The sequence below is a fragment of the Faecalibacterium sp. An192 genome, assembly GCF_002160175.1.
Taxonomy (GTDB): domain Bacteria; phylum Bacillota; class Clostridia; order Oscillospirales; family Ruminococcaceae; genus Faecalibacterium.
The window spans coordinates 1-22,061 of sequence record NZ_NFKB01000026.1 but is presented as its reverse complement, the minus strand read 5'-3'; the positions used below and the strand labels follow the sequence as shown (position 1 = coordinate 22,061).

General features: G+C 62.7%; 18 protein-coding genes and 2 tRNA genes. 11 read left to right on the top strand and 9 right to left on the bottom strand.

Annotated features, from left to right (window positions below; genetic code table 11):
- Positions 1 to 152: 152 nt before the first annotated feature.
- Positions 153 to 1,025 carry a YitT family protein gene (locus B5F27_RS09125; RefSeq protein ID WP_087366784.1) on the top strand — a complete coding sequence of 291 codons (873 nt, stop codon included), beginning with the start codon at positions 153 to 155 and terminating at the stop codon, positions 1,023 to 1,025.
- Between the two features lie 68 nt (positions 1,026 to 1,093).
- On the opposite strand, the gene B5F27_RS09120 is transcribed toward B5F27_RS09125, so the two are convergent.
- Positions 1,094 to 2,218: an FKBP-type peptidyl-prolyl cis-trans isomerase gene (locus B5F27_RS09120; RefSeq protein ID WP_242956935.1), complete on the bottom strand. Its 1,125-nt coding sequence runs from the start codon at positions 2,216 to 2,218 to the stop codon at positions 1,094 to 1,096.
- A gap of 234 nt (positions 2,219 to 2,452) precedes the next feature.
- On the opposite strand from B5F27_RS09120, the gene B5F27_RS09115 reads away from it, so the two are divergent.
- From B5F27_RS09115 to B5F27_RS09100, 4 genes are all read left to right on the top strand, one after another.
- The gene (locus B5F27_RS09115) at positions 2,453 to 3,625 is read left to right on the top strand and encodes a malic enzyme-like NAD(P)-binding protein (protein WP_087366778.1); all 1,173 of its coding nucleotides are present in this window, start codon (positions 2,453 to 2,455) and stop codon (positions 3,623 to 3,625) included.
- A 12-nt stretch (positions 3,626 to 3,637) separates the two neighbouring features.
- Positions 3,638 to 4,477: a fumarate hydratase gene (locus B5F27_RS09110; RefSeq protein WP_087366775.1), complete on the top strand. Its 840-nt coding sequence runs from the start codon at positions 3,638 to 3,640 to the stop codon at positions 4,475 to 4,477.
- A gap of 49 nt (positions 4,478 to 4,526) precedes the next feature.
- A complete protein-coding gene (locus B5F27_RS09105) occupies positions 4,527 to 5,081 on the top strand; it encodes a Fe-S-containing hydro-lyase (RefSeq protein WP_087248319.1) in 555 nt (184 codons plus the stop codon).
- 110 nt (positions 5,082 to 5,191) lie between these two features.
- On the top strand, positions 5,192 to 5,584 hold the full coding sequence (locus tag B5F27_RS09100; RefSeq protein WP_087248321.1) for a metal-dependent transcriptional regulator: 393 nt from the start codon (positions 5,192 to 5,194) through the stop codon (positions 5,582 to 5,584).
- 101 nt (positions 5,585 to 5,685) lie between these two features.
- Here B5F27_RS09100 and pckA read toward each other — a convergent pair whose 3' ends face one another.
- Positions 5,686 to 7,275 carry a phosphoenolpyruvate carboxykinase (ATP) gene (gene pckA, locus B5F27_RS09095; protein WP_087245917.1) on the bottom strand — a complete coding sequence of 530 codons (1,590 nt, stop codon included), beginning with the start codon at positions 7,273 to 7,275 and terminating at the stop codon, positions 5,686 to 5,688.
- 499 nt (positions 7,276 to 7,774) lie between these two features.
- On the opposite strand from pckA, the gene clpB reads away from it, so the two are divergent.
- A complete protein-coding gene (clpB, locus tag B5F27_RS09090) occupies positions 7,775 to 10,387 on the top strand; it encodes an ATP-dependent chaperone ClpB (protein ID WP_087245919.1) in 2,613 nt (870 codons plus the stop codon).
- Between the two features lie 263 nt (positions 10,388 to 10,650).
- Positions 10,651 to 11,958 (top strand): hemolysin family protein, encoded by a 1,308-nt coding sequence (locus B5F27_RS09085; RefSeq protein ID WP_087366772.1) that lies wholly within the window; start codon positions 10,651 to 10,653, stop codon positions 11,956 to 11,958.
- Between the two features lie 54 nt (positions 11,959 to 12,012).
- On the opposite strand, the gene B5F27_RS09080 is transcribed toward B5F27_RS09085, so the two are convergent.
- Positions 12,013 to 12,849 (bottom strand): MerR family transcriptional regulator, encoded by an 837-nt coding sequence (locus tag B5F27_RS09080; RefSeq protein ID WP_087366769.1) that lies wholly within the window; start codon positions 12,847 to 12,849, stop codon positions 12,013 to 12,015.
- Between the two features lie 83 nt (positions 12,850 to 12,932).
- On the opposite strand from B5F27_RS09080, the gene B5F27_RS09075 reads away from it, so the two are divergent.
- On the top strand, positions 12,933 to 13,586 hold the full coding sequence (locus B5F27_RS09075) for a YitT family protein (RefSeq protein WP_087245925.1): 654 nt from the start codon (positions 12,933 to 12,935) through the stop codon (positions 13,584 to 13,586).
- A 57-nt stretch (positions 13,587 to 13,643) separates the two neighbouring features.
- On the opposite strand, the gene B5F27_RS09070 is transcribed toward B5F27_RS09075, so the two are convergent.
- From B5F27_RS09070 to B5F27_RS09055, 4 genes are all read right to left on the bottom strand, one after another.
- Entirely contained in the window at positions 13,644 to 14,525 is an 882-nt protein-coding gene (locus B5F27_RS09070) for a LysR family transcriptional regulator (protein ID WP_087366766.1), read from the bottom strand.
- Between the two features lie 122 nt (positions 14,526 to 14,647).
- Complete coding sequence (locus B5F27_RS09065) at positions 14,648 to 14,887, bottom strand: phage holin (RefSeq protein ID WP_087366764.1); 240 nt, start codon at positions 14,885 to 14,887, stop codon at positions 14,648 to 14,650.
- A 16-nt stretch (positions 14,888 to 14,903) separates the two neighbouring features.
- Positions 14,904 to 15,131 (bottom strand): hypothetical protein, encoded by a 228-nt coding sequence (locus tag B5F27_RS09060; protein ID WP_087245931.1) that lies wholly within the window; start codon positions 15,129 to 15,131, stop codon positions 14,904 to 14,906.
- Between the two features lie 4 nt (positions 15,132 to 15,135).
- Positions 15,136 to 15,759 carry a GH25 family lysozyme gene (locus B5F27_RS09055; RefSeq protein WP_087366761.1) on the bottom strand — a complete coding sequence of 208 codons (624 nt, stop codon included), beginning with the start codon at positions 15,757 to 15,759 and terminating at the stop codon, positions 15,136 to 15,138.
- A 357-nt stretch (positions 15,760 to 16,116) separates the two neighbouring features.
- On the opposite strand from B5F27_RS09055, the gene B5F27_RS09050 reads away from it, so the two are divergent.
- Both B5F27_RS09050 and B5F27_RS09040 read left to right on the top strand, forming a co-directional pair.
- Positions 16,117 to 17,484, top strand: a complete 1,368-nt coding sequence (locus tag B5F27_RS09050) for an MATE family efflux transporter (RefSeq protein ID WP_087245934.1) — start codon at positions 16,117 to 16,119, stop codon at positions 17,482 to 17,484.
- Positions 17,485 to 17,856: 372 nt separating this feature from the next.
- The gene (locus B5F27_RS09040) at positions 17,857 to 18,207 is read left to right on the top strand and encodes a cyclophilin-like fold protein (protein WP_087366755.1); all 351 of its coding nucleotides are present in this window, start codon (positions 17,857 to 17,859) and stop codon (positions 18,205 to 18,207) included.
- Positions 18,208 to 18,264: 57 nt separating this feature from the next.
- Here B5F27_RS09040 and B5F27_RS09035 read toward each other — a convergent pair.
- Positions 18,265 to 18,355, bottom strand: a tRNA-Ser gene (locus tag B5F27_RS09035).
- 36 nt (positions 18,356 to 18,391) lie between these two features.
- Positions 18,392 to 18,479, bottom strand: a tRNA-Ser gene (locus B5F27_RS09030).
- 246 nt (positions 18,480 to 18,725) lie between these two features.
- Between B5F27_RS09030 and B5F27_RS09025 the strand changes: the two genes are divergently transcribed.
- Positions 18,726 to 21,524: a glycoside hydrolase family 2 TIM barrel-domain containing protein gene (locus tag B5F27_RS09025; protein ID WP_087366752.1), complete on the top strand. Its 2,799-nt coding sequence runs from the start codon at positions 18,726 to 18,728 to the stop codon at positions 21,522 to 21,524.
- Positions 21,525 to 22,061: the final 537 nt, after the last annotated feature.

Genomic DNA, 22,061 nt, shown 5'->3' with positions numbered 1-22,061 from the left:
GCGGGGCTTTTCTTTTTTGCCTTGTTCCGGGGAAACCCCTTTTTCCCGGATAGGTCCGGACCCGAGGCCCATATCCTAATTTTGTGCGGGCCTTCTCCGGGCTTTGATTTCTTTCCGTTTGCGTGGCATACTGCATCAAGGAGGTGTCTGCCATGAATCACCGCAGCGAAACGCTCCGCATTCTGCGGACCGCCCTGGCCCTGGTGGCCGGCAACGCCCTTTACTCCCTCACCGTGGTCCTGTTCCTGATTCCCTCCGGCCTGATTACTGGCGGCGCCACCGGCATCGCCCTGGCCGCCAACCGCGTCAGCGGCCTGCCGGTGTCGGGAGTGCTTCTCTTTGTCAACGTCCTGATGCTGGTGGTGGGCTGGGTCCTGCTGGGCCGCCGGTTCGCCATCTCCACCCTGGCCAGCACCTTTCTGTCCCCCCTCACCCTGGCCATCTGGGAGGGACTGTTTCAGGATTACGTCCTCACCGACGACCTGCTGCTGTGCACCATCTTCGCCGGGCTGGGCATCGGCATTTCTCTGGGCATCGTCATCCGCACCGGCGGTTCCACCGGCGGCATGGACATTCCCCCGCTGGTTCTCCAGAAGTATTTCCGCATCCCGGTGGCCGTCAGCATGACCGTCTTTGACCTCACCATCCTGATGGCCCAGGCCGTCTCCAGTCCCAAGGAACAGGTGCTCTACGGCATCGTGCTGGTGTTTGTCTACTCCACCGTCCTGGATAAGGTCATCATGATGGGCGAGCACCGCACCGAGGTCAAGATCATCAGCGCCCACACCGACGAAATCCGTTCGGTGATCCTCTCGGAGCTGGACCGGGGCGTCACCCTTCTGTCCGCCGAGGGCGGCTATCTCCGCCAGCCCGGCCAGCTGCTGCTGACCGTCATCTCCAACCGCCAGCTTCCCCGGCTGGAAAAGCTGGTCCGGGCCATCGACCCCGCCTGCTTTATGGTGGTCAGCGAGGTCACCGAGGTCCGGGGCCGGGGCTTCTCCCTGGAAAAAGACTACCGAGAATAACCCTTACAACAAAAGCGCCCTTCCAAGCCGGAAGGGCGCTCTTTTGTTCTATGCTGTTTTGGTTGGGATCAGGCCACCTGAGCGCCTTCCCGCAGGGTTGCCAGGACCCGGTCCTGGAGGGCCAGCAGATGGACATAGCCCTCGCCCATGGTCTCGGTGTAGCTGGCGTAGGTCTCCAGATCGGCGTCGGTGGGGGCCAGATTCAGGCTCTCGGCCACCGCCTGGAAGATCAGCAGCTGGTTGCAGGAGGTCAGGATATCCTGCTCGGTGTCGGCCAGCAGGGCGTCGGCGCTGTCGTAGCCCAGGAAGCCGGACAGGAACTCATCCAGGGTGCTGTAGCCGAACATGGATGCGTAGTTGTTGTAGTAGCTCAGCTGGCTGTTCACCTGGTAGTTCAGCACCACGTCGGGAATGCTGGACACCTTGGACTCCTCGGTCAGGTAGTCCACAATGGCGTTGGTCAGGTTGGACTGGTACAGGGCATCGTAGAAGTACTGGTCCACCTGATCCACGGTGTGCAGGTCGTTCAGCTCGCCGAAGTTCTCCTCCACCCAGGCGTCGGTGGCCTCGGGCAGGACGCTGACCGACAGGCTGTTCAGGGTGACGTTGAAGACGGCTTCCTTGCCCGAGAGGGTAATGGTGTTGCCGGCCTCATCGGTGGAGTCGCCGTAGTCGTCGGGGAAGGTGACGGTCACATCGAAGTTGTCCCCCACGTTGTGGCCGATGATCTGATCCTCAAAGCCGGCGATGAAGGTGCCGCTGCCCAGGGTCAGGTCATAGCCCTCGGCGGTGCCGCCGGTAAAGACCACGCCGTCCACCGTACCGCTGTAGTCGATGTTGGCAATGTCCCCCTCCTCAGCTGCCCGGCCGGTGACCGGCTGATTGATGCGGTAGCTGTCCAGCAGGCTGTCCCACTGGGCCTGGAGATCCTCCTCCGAGGGCTCCACGTCGGACTTGCGCAGGGAGATGGAGGCAAAGTCCTCGGGCAGGGTCACATAGTCCAGGGCGGTGACCCCTTCCCAATGGCCGTTGGTGTCGAGGCCCTGGCTGTAGGTAAAGTTCTGATAGTCGTAATTGGCGGCGGGGCCCAGCACCGAGCTGGTGGCCTCCGAGGAGGACGCGCCGCAGCCGGCCGCCGAAATCGCCAGCGCCAGCGCAGCGGCCAGCGCCGCAGCAGAACGAAGATGCTTCAAGTGAAAAACCTCCTGATGACAGGGGCGCAGCGGGCCGCCGCGCCGGTTGTATTGGGTGCAAAAGATCTGCCCGGGCCGGGCAGGATGTACTTCAGTATAGCGGACAATTGTAAAAAAAGAAAGTTCTTTTACAAAATTCCCATAAACTTTCCCCATGGCGGTCTCTGCGGCTGGAAAAGCCCGCCCCCTTTGTGCTACAATAGAAAAAACGTCAGCCATATGGAGGAGGATTCTATGGATTACAATAAAGCAGCTCTCGAAATGCACGAGACCCACCACGGCAAGGTGGGCATTGTCAGCAAGGTGGAGGTCAAGACCCGGGACGATCTGTCCACCGCCTACACCCCCGGCGTGGCCGAGCCCTGCCGCAAGATTGCCGCCAACCCCGAGGACGTCTACCGCTACACCTTTAAGAACAACATGGTGGCGGTGGTCTCCAACGGCACCGCCGTGCTGGGCCTGGGCGACATCGGCCCCGAAGCCGCCCTGCCGGTGATGGAGGGCAAAGCGGTCCTGTTCAAGCAGTTCGGCGGGGTGGACGCCTTCCCCGTCTGCATCAACGCCCCCGACGCCGCCAGCGTCATCGCGGCCTGCAAGGCCATCGCCCCCACCTTCGGCGGCATCAACCTGGAGGACATCAAGAGCCCCGAGTGCTTTGAGATCGAGCAGGTGCTGGAGAAGGAGCTGGACATCCCGGTCTTTCACGATGACCAGCACGGCACCGCCATTGTGGTGACCGCCGCCCTCATCAACGCCCTGCGGGTGGTGGGCAAGAAGATGGAGGACGCCCACATCGTCCTGAACGGCCCCGGCGCCGCCGGCACCGCCATCATCAAGATGCTGATGACCGCCGGCGCCAAGGACATCATCGCCGTGGACCAGTTCGGCACCTTGTACAAGGGCTGCAACAGCGCCGAGGCCCACAAGAACTGGCTGGGTGAAGTCACCAACCCCCGCCAGATCAAGGGCGGTCTGGCCGAGGCCATTGAGGGGGCCGACGTGTTCATCGGCGTGTCCAAGCCCGGCTGCCTGACCACCGAGATGTGCCGCCACATGGCCAAGGACGCCATCGTCTTTGCCATGGCCAACCCCACCCCCGAGATCATGCCCGACGAGGCCAAGGCCGGCGGCGTGCGGGTGATTGCCACCGGCCGCAGCGACTTCCCCAACCAGGTCAACAACGTCCTGTGCTTCCCCGGCCTGTTCAAGGGCGCCCTGTCGGTGCGGGCCCGGGACATCAACGATTCCATGAAGCTGGCCGCCGCCTACGCCATTGCCGACCTGATTACCGATGAAGAGCGCAGCGACGAGTACATCATCCCCAACGCCTTTGATCCCCGCGTGGCCGAGAGTGTGGCCAACGCCGTGGCCCAGGCTGCCCGGGAGACCGGCGTGGCCCGGCTGTAAGGAGGGAACGCCATGAGAACCATCCCCGCCCAGCGGATCACCGAGGCGGTGGCGGCCCTGTGCATTGAGGCCAACACCCATCTGCCCGCCGACGTGGAAGCCGCTCTGCAGGCGGCCCGGGCCTCCGAGCCCTGGCCTCTGGCCCAGACCACCCTGGGCCTGTTGTGCGACAACCTGACCGCCGCCGGCGAGGCCGGCCTGCCCATCTGCCAGGACACCGGCATGGCCTGTGTCTTTGTGGAGCTGGGCACCGACGTCCACATCGAGGGGGACTTTGAGGCCGCCATCCACGAGGGCGTCCGCCGGGGCTACACCGACGGATACCTGCGCAAGAGCATTGCCGCCGATCCCCTCCGCCGGGGCAACACCGGCGACAACACCCCCGCCGCCATCACCGTCCATCTGGTCAACGGCGAGGGCTGCACCATCACCGTGGCCCCCAAGGGCTTCGGCAGCGAGAACATGAGCCGCATCGGGATGCTCAAACCCGCCGACGGCGTGGAGGGATTCAAGCAGTTTGTGGTGGACACCGTCCGCCAGGCCGGCTCCAACCCCTGCCCGCCGGTGATTCTGGGCGTGGGCGTGGGCGGCAGCTTTGACAAGGTGGCCTATCTGGCCAAGAAAGCCCTGCTGCGCCCCCTGGACGTCCCCAATCCCGACCCCTACTACGCCGACCTGGAAAAGGCCCTGCTGGAGGAAATCAACGCGCTGGGCATCGGGCCCCAGGGCTTCGGCGGCCGCACCACCTGTCTGGGCCTGGCCATCGAGCAGATGCCCACCCATGTGGCCGGCCTGCCGGTGGCGGTGAACGTCTCCTGTCACGTCACCCGCCGGGCCACCGCCCGGCTGTGAACCGCCGGCCCAGCCATTCACCTGTTTACAAGCAAGGAGTCGAACCCCTATGGAATACAAACTGACAGCCCCCTGCACAGCGGAAGACCTGGCCCCCCTGCGGGCCGGGGACACCGTGCTGCTGTCGGGGGTGGTGTACACCGCCCGCGACCAGGCCCACAAGCGGATGATGGAGGCTCTGGACGCCGGCGAGGCCCTGCCCTTCCCCATTGAGGGCAGCGCCATCTACTACGTCGGCCCCACCCCCGAGCGGCCCGGTCAGGTCATCGGCTCGGCGGGCCCCACCACCTCGGGCCGCATGGACGCCATGTCCCCCCGTCTGCTGGACCTGGGCAACAAAATCATGATCGGCAAGGGCAAGCGCAGCGACGCCGTCAAGGCCGCCGTCCAGCGCAACGGCGCCGTCTATCTGGCCGCCCTGGGCGGGGCCGGCGCCCTGATGGCCAAGAGCGTGGAATCGCTGGAGGTCATCGCCTGGCCCGATCTGGGCTGCGAGGCGGTCCGCCGGCTCACCGTCCAGGATATGCCTCTGACCGTCATTCTGGACAGCGTGGGAGGCGACCTGTACCAGGCCGGCCCCGCCGCCTATCTGGCCAGCCTGTAACGGCCTGAAACCGGCCCCCTGACCTTGCGTTACGACGCCGGTTGTGGTACTCTTATCATAATCCCATCATCACCTGCCCGCCGGGCAGAAAACAGGAGGCAGAACCAATCATGACCATCCACCAGTCCGCAGAAGATTACCTGGAAACCATCCTGATGCTGACCGAGCGTCAGGGCAAGGTGCGCTCCATCGACGTTGTCAATGAGCTGGGCTTCACCAAGGCCAGCGTCAGCATCGCCATGAAAAAGCTGCGCGAAAACGGCTACATCGCGGTGGACGGCGAGGGCAATCTGACCCTGCTGCCGCCGGGCAAGGAAATCGCAGAGCGGATCTACAGCCGTCACCGCCTGCTGACCCACTTCTTTATGCAGCTGGGAGTGGACGAAAAGACCGCCGCCGAGGACGCCTGCAAGGCAGAACACATCCTCAGCGAGGTCACCCTGGAGAAAATCCGCCAGCGCGCCCTCCTCACCGACGCCGAGAGCACCTGCCAGGGCGAATAAGTCCCCGTCGTTTCCACAGCGCCAAAAACAACAAAAAGCCCGCCGTCCCGAAAACCAGGACGGCGGGCTTTTTTATGATTCAGATTGGATGGAAAAATCCCTTACTTTGCCTTGGGGCCAGCGTTGGCGATCTCAGCGGCCATGTGGGGATACTTCTTGGAGAAGTTGTCCTCGAACATCTTGGCCAGCTTGTTGGCCTGCTCGTCGTAAGCAGCCTTGTCAGCCCACATGCCGCGGGCATCCAGCATCTCGGCGGGCACGCCGGGGCAGCTGGTGGGATAGTCCACGTTGAAGACGTCGTGATGCTTGAACTCCACGTTGTCAAAGTCGCCGTTCAGAGCAGCGGAGACCATGGCGCGGGTGTAGCTCAGCTTCATGCGCTTGGCGCCTGCAGCTGCGCTGCCGCCTGCCCAGCCGGTGTTGACCAGGTAGACCTTGGTGCCGTAAGCATCCAGCTTGTCGCCCAGCATCTTGGCGTAGACCTGGGGATCCATGGGCATGAAGGGCTCGCCGAACAGGGTGGAGAAGGTGGGCTGGGGCTCGGTGATGCCGCGCTCGGTGCCGGCCAGCTTGGAAGTGAAGCCGGTGACGAAGTGGTACATGGCGGCTTCCTTGCTCAGGCGGCTGATCGGAGGCAGAACACCGAAGGCGTCAGCGGTCAGGAAGATGACCACCTTGGGGATGCCGCCCTCGCCGGGGATCTGAGCGTTGGAGATGTAGTCCACGGGGTAGCCCACGCGGGTGTTCTCGGTCAGGCTGTCGTCGTCAAAGTTCAGCTCGCGGGTCTCGGGGTCCATGACCACGTTCTCCACCAGAGAACCAAACTTGATGGCGCGGAAGATGTCGGGCTCGTTCTCCTCTTTCAGGTTGATGCACTTGGCGTAGCAGCCGCCCTCAAAGTTGAAGATGCCGTCGGGGCTCCAGCCGTGCTCGTCGTCGCCGATCAGCTTGCGGGCGGGGTCAGCAGACAGGGTGGTCTTGCCGGTGCCGGACAGGCCGAAGAAGACGGCGGTCTCGTGGGTCTCGGGATCCATGTTGGCCGAGCAGTGCATGGGCAGGACGTTCTCCTTGGTCATGACGTAGTTCATGGTGGAGAAGACGCTCTTCTTGATCTCGCCGCTGTACTGGCTGCCGGCGATGACGATGAGGTGAGCCTCATAGTCGATCATGATGGCGGCCTCGCTGTTGACGCCGTCCACAGCGGGATCGCACTTGAAGCCGGGGGCCACCAGCATGGTGTAGTCAGCCTCGCCGTACTCGGCCAGCTGCTCTGCGGTGGGGCGGATCAGCAGCTGGTGGATGAACAGGTTCTGGCTGGCCAGCTCATTGATGATGCGGAACTTCTTGGTGTACTTGGGGTCTGCGCCGGCGTAGCCGTCAAAGATGAAGATCTCGCGGCCCTGCAGGTAGGCAGCCACTTTGCCCTTGATGGCGTCGAACTTCTCGCGGCTGATGGGGCGGTTGACCTTGCCCCAGGCGATGTCATTGTGCACACCCTCGGTGTCCACAATGAACTTGTCGTTGGGCGAGCGGCCGGTGTACTTGCCGGTGGTCACCACCAGGGCGCCGGTCTTGCTCAGGCTGCCCTCGCCGCGGCGCAGTGCAGCCTCAGTCAGCTGTGCAGGGGTCAGGTTGCGGTACACGGCCTTGGGGCCAATGATGCCGTATTTCTCAATGCCATACGTTTCCATTGCTTACGTCCCTCCGTTTAGTGTTTATCCATAGACAAGACGCCGCCCTGCATCCCGCCAGGCGGCACATACCTATCTGGTCAGTGTAATTATACCACATTTTTCCCGCACATTACAAGGGCACAAGCCGCTTTTTGGATGCTCCCACAACAAAAGGGGCAGAGATTGCCAAATGTTTGTCTATCTCCCCGGCAGGCGTAAACTTTTTGTGAACATCCGGTTTTCCGGCCCTTTCCCCTTGACAGAAAGGCGGGAAAGGGCTATACTCTTAGCAGTCGTAAGGCTAGAGTGCTAAAACCGTTCAGGAGGTGCGCTCCATGATTCAATTCGTTTGTACATCCGCCCCTTTGGGGTCGGGTTTCTTTCTCCCGCCGCCGTGTTAGCAGCTGCGTCGCAAGAGTGACAAAGTCACGCTGCACCGCCGGCGGAATCATCCACTTTACGGCATCACTGCACCCCCGCGTGCGCCGAGCGCACCGGTGAATGGAGGGAAGCTTTTATGAATACCAATCAATACACCCAGAAAACCATCGAGGCCATCCAGGCGGCCCAGCAGCTGGCTGTGGAGTACCAGCACAACGCCCTGGAGCCCGAACACCTGCTGCTGGCCATTGCCAGCCAGGAAAACGGGCTGATCCCCCAGCTGCTCCAGAAAATGAGCGTGGACACCGGCAGCTTCACCGCTGCCGTGGCTGAAAAGCTGTCTGCCCTGCCCCGGGTGTCCGGCTCGGGCCGTGACCCCGACAAAATCTATATCTCCCAGGCCGCCGACAAGGCCCTGAGCGCCGCCGCCCGGGAGGCCAAGGCCATGAAGGACGAGTTCATCAGCGTCGAGCATCTGATGCTGGGCCTGCTGAGCGAGACCACCAGCAACACCGCCGAACTGTTCCGGGCCTTCGGCATCACCAAGGACAGTTTCCTCAAGGTGCTCAGCTCGGTGCGCGGCAACCAGCGCGTCACCACCGACAACCCCGAGGAGACCTACAACGCCCTGCAGAAGTACGGTCAGGATCTGGTGGATCTGGCCCGCAAGCAGAAGCTGGACCCCGTCATTGGCCGGGACCAGGAGATCCGCAACGTCATCCGCATCCTGTCCCGTAAAACCAAGAACAACCCCTGTCTGATCGGCGAGCCCGGCGTAGGCAAAACCGCCATCGCCGAGGGCCTGGCCCAGCGGATTGTCCGGGGCGACGTGCCCGAGAACCTGAAAGACCGGACCATCTTCAGCCTGGACATGGGCGCTCTGGTGGCCGGCGCCAAGTACCGCGGCGAGTTCGAGGAGCGGCTCAAGAGCGTGCTGAACGAGGTGAAGAAGAGCGAGGGCAAAATCATCCTCTTCATCGATGAGCTGCACACCATTGTGGGCGCCGGCAAGACCGACGGCGCCATGGACGCCGGCAACCTGCTGAAACCCATGCTGGCCCGCGGCGAGCTGCACTGCATCGGCGCCACCACCCTGGACGAGTACCGCCAGTATATCGAGAAGGACCCCGCCCTGGAGCGCCGGTTCCAGCCGGTGCAGGTGGACGAACCCACCGTGGAGGACACCATCTCCATCCTGCGGGGCCTGAAAGAGCGGTATGAAGTGTTCCACGGCGTCAAGATCAACGACAGCGCCCTGATTGCTGCCGCCACCCTCAGCGACCGGTACATCACCGACCGCTTCCTGCCCGACAAGGCCATCGACCTGGTGGACGAAGCCTGCGCCATGATCAAGACCGAGATGGACAGCATGCCCAGCGAGATGGACGACATGGCCCACAAGATCACCCAGCTGCAGATCGAGCAGGTCAGCCTGAAAAAGGAGACCGACGCCCTGAGCCAGAGCCGGCTGAAGGACATCGAGCGGGAGCTGGCCGAGCTGCAGGACAAGTTCAAGCAGATGAAGGCCCAGTGGGAAAACGAGAAGAACGCCATCGGCAAGGTCCAGACCCTGCGGGAGCAGATCGAGCAGACCAACGCCGCCATCGAGAAAGCCCAGCGGGAGTACGACCTGAACAAGGCCGCCGAGCTGAAATACGGCCGCCTGCCCGAGCTCCAGAAGGAGCTGGCCGCCGAGGAAAAACTGGCCGCCGAGAAGAAGGAGGCCAGCCTCCTGCGGGACCGCGTCACCGACGAGGAAATCGCCCGGATCGTGGCCCGCTGGACCGGCATTCCGGTGGAGAAGCTGGTGGAAGGCGAGCGGGAGAAACTGCTCCACCTGGACGATGTGCTGCATAAGCGGGTCATCGGCCAGGACGAGGCCGTCACCAAGGTGAGCGAAGCCATCCTGCGCAGCCGTGCCGGCATCGCCAACCCCAACCGGCCCATCGGCAGCTTCCTGTTCCTGGGCCCCACCGGCGTGGGCAAGACCGAGCTGGCCAAGGCCCTGGCCGAGAGCCTGTTCGACGATGAAAAGAACCTGGTTCGGATCGACATGACCGAATATATGGAGAAATTCAGCGTCAGCCGCCTGATCGGCGCGCCTCCGGGATACGTGGGCTATGAGGAGGGCGGCCAGCTGACCGAGGCCGTCCGCCGCAAGCCCTACAGCGTGGTGCTGTTCGACGAGGTGGAAAAGGCCCACCCCGACGTCTTCAACATCCTGCTGCAGGTGCTGGACGATGGCCGCATCACCGACAGCCAGGGCCGGACGGTGGACTTCAAGAACACTATCATCATCCTGACTTCCAACCTGGGCAGCGACATCATCCTGAACGACCTGGAGCAGAGCCGCGCCTCCGGCTCCAACGAGCTGAGCGCCGAGGCTCGCCAGCAGATCGACGCCCTGCTGCGCAGCAAGTTCCGTCCGGAATTCCTCAACCGTCTGGACGAGATCGTCTACTACAAGAGCCTCACCAAAGAGGAGGCCCGCAAGATTGTGGACCTGCAGCTGAACGACCTGCGCCGCCGGATGGAGGAGGGCAAGCACCTCAAGCTGGAGATCACCACCGCCGCCTGCGACGCCATTCTGGACGCCGCCTACGACAGCGTCTACGGCGCCCGTCCCATCAAGCGGTTCATCCAGAGCCGCATCGAGACCATCGTGGCCAAGGCCATCATCCGCGGCGACTTTGCCGAGGGTGCAACCCTGACGGTGGACTGGGACGGCAGCCAGTTTATCCTCAGGTAAAGCCTCTGTAAAGGGGCGGGCAAATCCGGCCCGGCCCCTTGAATACATGGGCTAAATATGCTATGATAAGCATTGAAATGTGCTTTCCGTCGCCGGAAGCCGGCGTCGGGAGGCACATTTTTTTGGGCGGACGCTCCGCCCATGCGCGGGAAAGCCGCCCTGTTCCGGGCCCTTTCCCCGGGCCTGTTTCCGGCCGTTGGAACCCGGCGGGCCCGTCCGTTTTTCACCCTTTGACCAAAGAAAGTTGAGTTGATTTATCCATTATGGACGATGGCAGTATGATGATCGTTGCGGCGCTGGTCGTGTTGATCGCTCTTTCCGGCTTTTTCTCCGCTTCCGAGACCGCCTATTCCTCTCTGAACGAGATCCGGCTGAAAAACCGGGCCGAAAACGGCGACCAAAAGGCCGCGCGGGTGCTGGCGCTGGCGGAGCAGTATGACAAGCTCCTGTCCTCCATCCTCATCGGCAACAACATCGTAAACATCTCGGCCTCCTCTCTGGGTACCGTTCTCTTTATCCAGCTGGTGGGCGCCGAAAAGGGCCCCACCCTCTCCACCATTGTGCTGACGCTGGTGGTGCTGATCTTCGGCGAGGTCACCCCCAAGAGCATGGCCAAGGAATCCCCCGAGGCATTCGCCACCGCGGTGGCCCCCATCCTGCAGGTGATTGTCACCCTGCTGACCCCGCTGAACTGGCTGTTCACCCAGTGGAAAAAGCTGATCGGCCATTTCTTCCGCGCCCAGGAGGAGCCCGACACCATCACCGAGGGCGAGCTGATCACCATGGTCTCGGAGGCCGAGAGCGAAGGCGAGCTGACCGACCGGGAGGGCGAGCTGATCCGCAGCGCCATTGAGTTCGACGACGTGGAGGTCCAGGAAATCCTGACCCCCCGCGTGGACGTGGTGGCCGTGCGGGATACCACCCCGCTGGAGGAGCTGGCCCAGGTCTTTGCCGAATCGGGCTATTCCCGTCTGCCGGTCTATCACGGCACCATCGACGACATCATTGGCGTGGTCCACGAAAAGGACTATTATCTGGCCCGCCTCCACAAGCAGACCACCCTGCAGAGCCTGGTGACCCCGGCTCTGTTCACCACCGGCACCACCAAGATCTCCGCCATGCTCCGCACCTTCCGCGAGGAGCACCATCACATGGCGGTGGTGGTGGACGAATACGGCGGCACCGAGGGCATCATCACCCTGGAGGACATCCTGGAGGAGCTGGTGGGCGAAATCTGGGACGAACACGACGAGGCGGTGGAGGACTTCCGCCAGCAGTCGGACGGCAGCTGGCTGGTGTCCGGCTCGGCCAGCGTGGATGACCTGTACGACAAACTGGACATCCCGCCCCAGGAGACCGACTCCAACACCGTCAACGGCCTGCTGCAGGACCTGACCGGCCATCTGCCCAAGGTGGGGGACGGCTTCCAGCTGGGGAACTACAGCGGCGTGGTCACCCACACCGCCCGCCGCCGGGTGGCGGAAATCCGCCTTACCCCCATCCCGCCCCGGCCCGAGGAAAACGAGAACCCGGCGCCCCGCCGCTTCTCCCGCTCCTCGGAATCTGCATAACGTCACATAACACAGCGCCCCGCTGGTCCTGAAACCGGCGGGGCGTTTTTGTTGTCAGGTTTCCTGGGCTTCGTTTTCCACATAGAAGGCGATTTTGGTGATGTATTCGCTCTCGTCGTGGGTGGTGAGGTAGTCGTTGATGCAGAACTCGTAGGCGTCGGACACAATCCGCAGGCCGTTGTCCCGGCAATAGTCCAGCAGCTGCCGGTAGGACCGGCCCACCGACAGATAATCCCCCACATGATAGATGCAGGCCAGCCGTCCCGCCGGCATCCGATGGATGTTCCCGGCCTGGTCGGTCTTTTCGATGGGCAGAAAGGCCAGGGAGGCCTCGGTGTACCGCCCCGCCAAAATCCGCTCCCGCGGCACCACCACCCCGCACTGGAAAAACACCGGCAGCTTTTCCCGGAACGCCTCGGCAAAGCACTGCTTGGTGGCCACGCTGATTTCCCGCAGGGTACAGGGCGGCTCCACCGGCCGGCAGAGGAGATACTGTTCTCCGGCGTATTCCAGGCCGATGTTCTGCCCCGGCCGGCAGTGGGCCAGCGAGGCCTCCATCTGGCCGCACCGGTTCTGGACCCGGCTGCGGAGCATCCGCAGCTCCTCGATTTTCTGGTCGATGACGTCCAGCTGGCGGTGCAGGGTGGCCAGGCTGCTGTCCAGGTCATAGTGCTCCATATGGGCCCGGATCTCCTGCAGGGAGAAACCGATCTTCTTCATAATCAGGATGGTGTCCAGGTAGTCGATCTGGCTGGCGCTGTAATAGCGGTAGCCGTTGTCCGGGTCCACCCAGGTGGGCCGGAATAGCCCGATTTTGTCGTAAAAAATCAGGGTCTGCTTGGAGATGTTCTGATAGCGGGCCACCTCGCCGATCGAAAAGAGATTTTCCATGTCTGCCCCCTTGACACTATAGTTACTATATCCTTTATACTATCATTGTAATGAAATCAATCCGCAATGCAAGAGGAGTTTGTATGTCTCGCAGCACCGTATCCGTCTGGCTCCGCCGTCTGGGAGAGGGAATTACCTTCCGGCGGGTGGGGCTCATCCTTCTGGGGGCCATGATCGCCACCTTCGGCATCCACAACATTCACCAGCAGACCGGCATCACCGAGGGCGGTGTCATCGGCCTGATGCTGTTCGTCGAGCACTGGCTGGGGGTTTCCCCCGCCTTCATCACCCCGGTGCTGGACCTGAGCTGTTATCTGCTGGCCTTCAAGTATCTGGGCGGCGGCTTCATCAAGATTTCCGCCATTTCCACCCTCAGCGTGTCCCTGTTTTACAAGCTGTGGGAGCAGTTCCCGCCCATGCTGCCCGACCTGTCCGGCCATCCTCTGATGGCGGCCCTGGCGGGCGCCCTGTTTGTGGGCGTCGGAGTGGGCATCATTGTGCGGCAGGGCGGGTCCAGCGGCGGCGACGACGCCCTGGCCCTCACCATTTCCCGGGTCAGCGGGTGGCGGCTGTCCCGCTCTTACCTGTTCACCGACCTGGTGGTCCTGTTCCTCTCCCTCAGCTACATCCCCCTGACCCGCATCGCCTTCTCCCTGATTACCGTCACCCTGTCCTCCTACCTTATCGACCGCATCCAGAATTTCACCTTCCGCCGGCCCATGCGGGAGACCCAATAACTACAAAAGCGGCAGCTGTTTTCACAGCTGCCGCTTTTTGCGGTTTCCGATGAACGCTCAGGCTTCCGCCTTGCCGGTGCAGTAGTCCACGATGTGGCGGAACATCTGTTCCACCGCCGGGGCCATGGCCGAGGGCCGGGGCAGAGCCAGACCCACCACGCGCTCCTCCGAGGGCTCGATGGGCAGGATCTGGATATTGGCCTGGCAATCCTTCACCGTCAGCTGGGGCAGGATGGACATGCCCACGCCGGCCTCCACCATGGCGATGTTGGCCATGTCGTCGATGACATGGCAGCAGCGCTGAACCCCGATCTTGTACTTCTTCAAAAACCGGCGCATGTCGGCGTCGGTGGCGTCGCCCTGCACCACAAAGTTTTTCTGGCTCATCATGGCGGGGGTCATCACCCCGTCGGGCGGAGCGGGCCAGTCGGCCGGCAGCAGGGCCAGCAGCGGCTCCCGCAGCAGCTCGGTCAGGGTGAATTCCTCCTGACAGCTGGAGGCCAGGAAACCGATGTCCACCTGGCCGCTGCGCAGCCATTCCTTGACGTCGTCGTAGGTGCCCTGATAGACCTCCACGTCGATCTGCGGATACTGGGCCTTGAAGCTCTGGAGGATGCCCGGCAGCAGATGGGTGCACACCGAGCTGAAGGTTCCCAGGCGAACCTTGCCCTTTTCCAGGCCGTTGAGGCGGGCAATGCTCTGCTGCAGGGCTTCATCGCTGTTCAGCACCGCCCGAATGGCCGGGTAAAGGGATGCGCCGTAGCTGGTCATGGTCACGCCGCTTTTGCCGCGGGTGAACAGGGCAAAGCCCAGCTCCTCCTCCATCACGGCGATTGCGTGGCTGATGGCGGAGGGAGTCAGATGGAGCTGCTGGGCCGCCTTGTTGAAGCTGCCCTGCCGCGCCACCGCGTCGAAGATCTCATACGAAAACAAAGTCATCCGATACACTTCCCCACTTGTGAATCTTCTTCATCTTTTATGTGAAGGTGATGAAGTTCCTTTTGTTGAGTGTACTATCTCCCCCGCCCTTTGTCAAGCGGTATCACCCTTGTTTCACCAGCTTACTGCCCGCGGAAGGCCTTGAGAGCCTCGTCGGCCCGGATGGCCGCCGGGGTAAAGCTGTTGTTTTTCCACCAGGCGGCCAGGGACGCGGCCACGGTGAGGCCCGAAGTCACCAGCTGTTCCAGCTGGCTGTCCTCGATGGGCAGCACCGGCTTGCCTGCCGCCGACAGGATCTGGTTGGTCAGGGCCAGGGCCAGGCAGGCGGTGCGGGCAATGGTGCCAATGGAAATTTCGTTCATGGCGTACTCCTTTCTTTTAAGTAAGGTGTTCCAGTTTGTTTTCCAGGTCCCCGATGCGGTGGTCGGCGACCTTCATCTTTTCTTCCAGCACCGGCACCCGCTGGGCGAAATTGTTGTGGAGCCGGACCTCCCGGGTCAGCTCCTCCAGCTTGGTGTCGGTGACGGCCTGGCTTTTGCTGTTGGCGATCAGGACTCCCACCAGGGTCACCGCCCCCGACAGGGCGGCCGCGATGACGCTCTCCATTCCATCACCCCCGCAGCCCGGTCAGGCCTGCCCGGGTGATGATGGAGGGATAGTCTTTGTAAGCGTGGGAAATGTCCACGTTTCCGGCGATGCCCTCCAGCTGGCCAGTGCTGGTGTACTGCCACATCCCGTGGCTGCGGGCGGGGCGCTGGCCGCGATAGTCGGCAATCCACAGATCGTAGGCCGCCAGACGGTCCATATCCAGCTCGGTGTTGGCGTAATAGGTATAGGTGTACACCATGGCGTACAGGCCCCAGCTCTCGACGGTGTCGGCGGCATAGGCCACCAGGTCGGTGAGGGCGTCGGCGCTCAAAGGCTTGAGCTTGTTGTCCTCCACGTCCACCGCCGCCGGCAGGGTCAGGGTTTTGCCGGTCAGCGCCTGGCGCAGCATGGCCAGCTCGGCGGCGGCCGTCTGGACGTCCTGGGCGTAGGTGTAGTAGTACACCCCCACCGGAATCCCCAGCCGCCTGCACTCGGCATAGTTGCGCTCAAACTGGGGGTCGATGTAGATGCCGCCGAAACTCTTGTTGGTGGACACCGTCTTGAGCATGGCCCCGCCGATCTTTCCCGCCAGCCGCTCCCAGTCGATCACCCCCTGGTAGCGGCTCACGTCAATGATATCTTTCATAATCCTCCTTTCCGGCGTCAGCCGCCTGTGAAACGGTCCGGGCCGCTGTTGTACTGCATGGGTTCTGCCCTCCTTTCTGCGGTTTTCTCCGGTCTCAGCCTACCACAGCGCCGCGCCGGCGGCCAGTGTGGCCTTTTGGACCGGATTTCCCGGCGTTTTTCCCACAGAAAACTGCGCCCCGGGGCCTTGTCCCCGGCGCCGGAGGGCGGGCGGACTCTGTTATACAATCCGCGCATCCATGCATACAAAATAGATATTTGCTTTTCCGGCGGCAGTGGAGTAAACTAGGAGACGTTTGTTTCTCTTGCGGAGAATCTTGGGTTTTTACACGATTATTGCGGAAAGAAGGCACAACAAATGAAGCGGCATTCCCCTGATGTGGATATGTGCAGCGGCCCTCTGGTGGGCAATCTGCTGCGCTTTTCCATCCCGTTGATGGCTTCGGGTATTTTACAGCTCTTATTCAACGCGGCGGATATCATCGTGCTGGGCCAGTTCGCCAGCAGCAGCGCCATGGCGGCGGTGGGCGCCACCTCCTCCCTGAACAGCCTGATGGTCAACCTGTTCCTGGGCCTGTCCATCGGCTGCAGCGTGGTGATGGCCCGCAGCTACGGCGCCCAGGACTGGCGGCGGGTCCACGACACCGTCCACACCGCCCTGCTTCTGGCTCTGTTCTGCGGCGTGGTGCTGGTGGCGGTGGGCGTCCCTCTGATGCCCATTCTGCTGCGCTGGATGGACACCCCCGCCGACCTGCTGGACCAGTCCATCCTCTACATGCGGATCGTCTTTGTGGGCATGCCCGCCATGATGATCTATGACTTCGGTGCAGGCATCCTGCGGGCCACCGGCGACACCCGCCGCCCCCTGTTTTTCCTGACCGCCGCCGGCATCACCAACGCCGGCCTGAACGTCATCTTCGTCCTGTTCCTGCAGATGGACGTGGCAGGCGTCGCCCTGGCCACCTCCATCTCCCAGTATCTTTCGGCGTTCCTGGTGATCCAGTGCCTGAGTGAACCGGGCACCCACTACCAGCTCCACCCCCGGGAAATGCGTCTGTGCAAGCCGGTGCTGGTGCAGATTGTCCGGGTGGGCCTGCCCGCCGGCATCCAGAGCGCGGTGTTCTCCATCTCCAACGTCCTGATTCAGTCCTCCATCAACAGTTTCGGGACCCTGGCGGTGGCCGGCGGCACCGCCTCCTCCAACATCGAGAACTTCGTCTACACCGCCATGAACTCGGTCTATCAGGCGGCCCTCAACTTCACCAGTCAGAACATCGGCGCCGGCAAAAAGGAGCGCATCCCCCTGATTCTGCGGGACTGCCTTCTGATTGTATCGGTGATCGGCCTGGCCCTGGGCGGGCTGGCGGTTTTCTTCGGGCGGGAACTTTTGTCCATCTATTCCTCCGACCCCCAGATCATCCCCTACGGCCTGGAACGCATCCGCATCATCTGTCTGCCCTACCTGATCTGCGGCCTGATGGATGTTACCTGCGGCGTGGTCCGCGGCATGGGCGCCGCCGTCACCCCCACCATCGTCTCCCTGACCGGCGCCTGCGTCCTGCGGGTCATCTGGATTTACACCGTCTTTGCATCCTTCCACAACCTGACCGTCCTGTACCTGTCCTATCCCGTTACCTGGGCGGTCACCTTCACGGTGCATCTGATCTGCTTCTCCTTCTTCTATCACCGGCTGTGCCGGATGCCGGCGGCCCCGGCCTGGGAATAATCCCCGGCCCTCTCCCCGCTGCAATACCTATTAAATAACAAAAGGTCCGAACCGGACGCCCTGCGCGCCCTGTCCGGACCTTTTTGTTATGCCCAGAGGCTATATCAGCCCATGGGAGACAGGTATTTGCTATTTCTCCCGGCCGGTTTTATACTGAAAACGAGGCGGCTGCACAGCCCGCCCCGCATCTTACTTTGAAAGGCGGTCCTGTCCATGAACACGCTTGTTTTCCGGCTGCTGGGGTGCCTTCTGGCCGCGGTGCTTCTGGGAAGCTGTACGGCTCCGCTCCCGGCCGAAACCCCATCCAGCAGGGCGTCCAGCCCCGCCCCGACGGCGGCCGCTTCATCCATTCCTTCCAAGGAGGCAGAAGCCATGACCATCCAACTGCAGGTAAACGGCCGCACCTTTGCGGCCACGCTGGAACAAAACGACGCCGCCCGGGCCCTGGCCCAGCGGCTGGCCGAATCTCCCCTGACCCTCCGGCTGCAAAATTACGGCGGCTTTGAAAAGGTAGGCTCCCTGGGCGAGAGCCTGCCCGCCAACGACCGCCAGACCACCACCCATGCGGGAGACATCGTCCTGTACCAGGGGGACCAGATCGTCCTTTTCTACGGCTCCAACAGCTGGAGCTACACCCGTCTGGGCCGGGTAAACGACCTGACCGGCTGGGCCGACGCCCTGGGCCGCGGCGACGTGACCGTCACCTTCTCGCTGGCCGAATAAGACGTCCGGACAATGAAAAAAGCACCAGAAACCATCCTGTGGTTTCTGGTGCTTTTCTGGCGGAGTAGGAGGGATTTGAACCCTCGCGCCGGTTTCCCGACCTACGCCCTTAGCAGGGGCGCCTCTTCGGCCTCTTGAGTACTACTCCAGAGCAAAGTCAGCTAAAACTGATTCAATTAAAAAATGGCGGAGAGAGTGGGATTCGAACCCACGGTGCGTTGCCGCACGGCAGTTTTCAAGACTGCTTCCTTAAACCACTCGGACATCTCTCCTCGTGGGCACCCCATACGCCGTACCGAATGCCCATTTATGATACCAGTTTTCTGCCGTATTGTCAAGAGGAAATTGCAAAAAGTTTCATTTTGCCCCCGCGTGTCCCGCCGCCTGCCGGCGGGGACGCAACATTCCTCTATCTTTCACGGGCGATTTTCGCGTTGACAGCGCTATGTCCCAAAGGTACAATCATATGTAGAATGGTTTTGTTACATCCGCCTGGTTTTTGCAAGGAGGTACCCCCTATGAACGCTTCCCGCCCCGAGCTGAGCTGGCTGGAAGATCCGCGGGTTTTCGCGGTCAACCGGCTGGACGCTCACTCCGATCACACCTGGTACGACGCCGCCGGCGACGGGCTGCGCCAGAGCCTGGACGGCCCCTGGCAGTTCGCCTACAGCCCCTGCCCCGATCAGCGGCCGGCTGATTTCTGGCAGGCCGGCGCTTGTCTGGACGGCTTCGGCGAGATCGCCGTCCCCGGCCACATCGAGCTGCAGGGCTATGGTCAGATTCAGTACATCAACACCATGTACCCCTGGGATGGCCGCCGGGCCATCCGGCCGCCCCAGATTGCCTGGGAGGACACCGCTGTGGGCAGCTACGTCAAAACCTTTGTCCTGGACCAGGCCCTGCAAAACAAGCGGGTCTGCGTCTCCTTCCAGGGCGTGGAGCGGGCCTTCTACTGCTGGTGCAACGGGCAGTTTGTGGGCTACAGTGAGGACAGCTTTACCCCCGCCGACTTTGACCTGACGCCCTATCTGCAGGAGGGCGAAAACCGCCTGTGCGTGGAGGTCTACAAGCACTGCAGCGGCAGCTGGCTGGAGGACCAGGACTTTTTCCGGTTCTTCGGCATCTTCCGCCCGGTGTACCTCTACGCCAAGCCCGCCCTGCACATCGAGGATCTGTGGCTGCGGGCCGGTCTGGAGACCGACAACACCACCGGCACCCTGTCCCCCCGCCTGCGGCTCAGCGCCGCCCAGGGGGCCTCGCTGGAGGGCTGCACCCTTCAGTGCACCGTGACCGCGCCGGGCGGCGGCGTCATCTGGGATGGCCCCATGCCCCTGCAGGCCGCAGAGGACGGTTTTTTCTACGGCCAGCCGGTGACCCTGCCCCGGATTCGCAAGTGGGATCACAGCGACCCCGCTCTCTATCAGATCACCCTGACCCTGCGGAACGCCGCCGGGGAAGTCCAGGAGACGGTACCCTATGAGACCGGCTTCCGCCGGTTTGGGATGAACCAGGGCGTCATGGAGCTGAATGGCCAGCGGATCATTTTCAACGGCGTCAACCGCCACGAGTGGAGCGCCGAGGCCGGCCGGGCCATCGGTCCCGAGGATATGTTCCGGGCCATGGAGACCTTCCGCCGGAACAACATCAACGCCGTCCGCACCTGCCACTACCCCAACCAGACCCTGTGGTATCACCTGTGCGACCAGAACGGCATCTATATGATCGACGAGGCCAACCTGGAAAGCCATGGTTCCTGGCAGAAGATGGGGGCGGTGGAGCCCTCCTGGAACGTGCCGGGCAGCCTGCCCGAGTGGAAGGACTGCGTGGTGGACCGGGCCCGGTCCATGTTTGAGCGGGACAAGAACCACACCGCCGTCCTGATCTGGAGCTGCGGCAACGAGTCCTATGCCGGCGAGGATATCCTGGCCATGAGCGACTTTTTCCACGCCAACGACCCGGGACGTCTGGTCCATTACGAGGGCGTGTTCCACTGCCGGGCCTTTGACCGGATCAGCGACATGGAAAGCCGGATGTACGCCAAGCCCGACGAGATCCGCGCCTACCTGGAAAGCAAGCCCGCCAAGCCCTTCATCCTCTGCGAGTACATGCACGACATGGGCAACAGCCTGGGCGGCATGGAGAGCTATATCCGCCTGATCGACGAGTACCCCCAGTATCAGGGCGGATTCATCTGGGACTATATGGATCAGGCCCTGTGGCAGGACGGCCCTGCCGGCCGCCGGCTGGGCTATGGCGGCGACTTCGGGGAGCGTCCCACCGACTACGCCTTCTGCGGCAACGGCATCGTCTTTGCCGACGGCGCCGAAAAGCCGGCCATGCAGGAAGCCCGCTACTGGTACGACACGCCGGCCCACCGCGCCGCCCACGACGCCGAAAACGCCCGCCGGGCGGCCGCCTGCACCCTGCCTGCCCTGCGGGCCGGCGGTCCCCTGACCATCACCGAGGGCGACGTGAACCTGGGCGTCCGAGGCGACCGGTTTGAGCTGCAGTTCTCCTATACCGAGGGCGGCCTGGCCTCCCTGCGCACCGCCGATGGCAATGAGTGGATCTGGCGTGCACCGCGGCCCGCCCTCTGGCGTGCCGCCACCGAAAACGACAAGGGCTGCGGATTCCCGATTCGGAGCGGCGCCTGGATGGCCGCCGACGCCTATCCCCAGGTGACGGGCTGGAAGGTGGAGGAAAAGACCGCTTCCTGCGTCCGCATCCGCTATACCTTTGCTTTCCCGTCGGTGCCGGGCACCTCTGCCGACATCCTGTACACGGTAACGGGCAGCGCCCTGCGGGTGGACGCCCACTATCACGGCGCCGAGAGTGCTCCCGAGCTGCCGGTGTTCGGCGTTCGTCTGTCCACCCTGCGGCCTGCCGCACGGGTCTGCTGGACCGGCCTGTCGGGAGAGACCTACCCCGACCGGTTCCGCGGCGCGACCTTCGGCCGCTGGGCCGAAGAGCCCCACATCCCGGCCTATCTGGTTCCCCAGGACTGCGGCGTCCACATGGGCACCCACACCCTGACCCTGGAGCAGCAGGACACCGCCCGCCGCACCACGTCGTCTCTGACGGTGCAGATGGCAGACGGCAAGCCCTTTGCCTTTTCGGCGCTGCCCTACACGGCCCAGGAGCTGGAGAACGCCGCCCACCAGGACGAGCTGCCGCCGGTGAGCCGCACCGTCCTGACGGTGATGGGCGCCGTTCGCGGCGTAGGCGGCATCGACAGCTGGGGCACCGACGTGGAGCCCGCCTACCACATCAGCGGCCAGGAGGACCACACCACTTCCTTCCTCATCTCTTTCTCCTGACTTTCTTTTTCTTGCCTTCCTTTTTCTTGAAAGAAAAAGGAAGCAAAAGGCAGCGGCGGCGACCGCATCCAGTGGATGAAACAGGGAGCCGCCGCTGGCGCCGCGCTCCAATTTTCACAAGGGCATTCATGCCCGCAGAGAAAATTGGCTAAGCGCAAGAGGGATTCACTGGGTACCATGCAGTTTGCGGGTCTCCGACAGTTTCACGGAACCTTTACGCTTCGGCTCGCTCCCGGCGTTCGGAGCTGCGCTCCGGTACGATGCAAACCACCTCAAAGCCTGATTTTCTGACCCACAGAAAAGTTCTATAAAATCACAACTCCCCGTTCCTGCAAAAGGAGCGGGGAGTTTCTCTTCCCCCAGCCCTGCGGGCTCGCCCCAGCGGGGCTCTGGACACAGGGTACATTCTCTATTCTGTACGTTTCCCTTATAACAAACAATGCGAGGGCCAGCTCGTGAGAGCCGGCCCTCGCAGAGGGACCCTATCTTTCGTGACGCAAAAGTTCTTTTGTTTTGGTGCGATCAACAACAGAAGGA

Bases quoted from the DNA above. Each gene is read 5' to 3' on its own strand.
- B5F27_RS09125 (WP_087366784.1), top strand. From the start codon at position 153: ATGAATCACCGCAGCGAAACGCTCCGCATTCTGCGGACCGCCCTGGCC.
- B5F27_RS09115 (WP_087366778.1), top strand. From the start codon at position 2,453: ATGGATTACAATAAAGCAGCTCTCGAAATGCACGAGACCCACCACGGC.
- B5F27_RS09110 (WP_087366775.1), top strand. From the start codon at position 3,638: ATGAGAACCATCCCCGCCCAGCGGATCACCGAGGCGGTGGCGGCCCTG.
- B5F27_RS09105 (WP_087248319.1), top strand. From the start codon at position 4,527: ATGGAATACAAACTGACAGCCCCCTGCACAGCGGAAGACCTGGCCCCC.
- B5F27_RS09100 (WP_087248321.1), top strand. From the start codon at position 5,192: ATGACCATCCACCAGTCCGCAGAAGATTACCTGGAAACCATCCTGATG.
- pckA (WP_087245917.1), bottom strand. From the start codon at position 7,275: ATGGAAACGTATGGCATTGAGAAATACGGCATCATTGGCCCCAAGGCC.
- clpB (WP_087245919.1), top strand. From the start codon at position 7,775: ATGAATACCAATCAATACACCCAGAAAACCATCGAGGCCATCCAGGCG.
- B5F27_RS09085 (WP_087366772.1), top strand. From the start codon at position 10,651: ATGGACGATGGCAGTATGATGATCGTTGCGGCGCTGGTCGTGTTGATC.
- B5F27_RS09080 (WP_087366769.1), bottom strand. From the start codon at position 12,849: ATGGAAAATCTCTTTTCGATCGGCGAGGTGGCCCGCTATCAGAACATC.
- B5F27_RS09075 (WP_087245925.1), top strand. From the start codon at position 12,933: ATGTCTCGCAGCACCGTATCCGTCTGGCTCCGCCGTCTGGGAGAGGGA.
- B5F27_RS09070 (WP_087366766.1), bottom strand. From the start codon at position 14,525: ATGACTTTGTTTTCGTATGAGATCTTCGACGCGGTGGCGCGGCAGGGC.
- B5F27_RS09065 (WP_087366764.1), bottom strand. From the start codon at position 14,887: ATGAACGAAATTTCCATTGGCACCATTGCCCGCACCGCCTGCCTGGCC.
- B5F27_RS09060 (WP_087245931.1), bottom strand. From the start codon at position 15,131: ATGGAGAGCGTCATCGCGGCCGCCCTGTCGGGGGCGGTGACCCTGGTG.
- B5F27_RS09055 (WP_087366761.1), bottom strand. From the start codon at position 15,759: ATGAAAGATATCATTGACGTGAGCCGCTACCAGGGGGTGATCGACTGG.
- B5F27_RS09050 (WP_087245934.1), top strand. From the start codon at position 16,117: ATGAAGCGGCATTCCCCTGATGTGGATATGTGCAGCGGCCCTCTGGTG.
- B5F27_RS09040 (WP_087366755.1), top strand. From the start codon at position 17,857: ATGACCATCCAACTGCAGGTAAACGGCCGCACCTTTGCGGCCACGCTG.
- B5F27_RS09025 (WP_087366752.1), top strand. From the start codon at position 18,726: ATGAACGCTTCCCGCCCCGAGCTGAGCTGGCTGGAAGATCCGCGGGTT.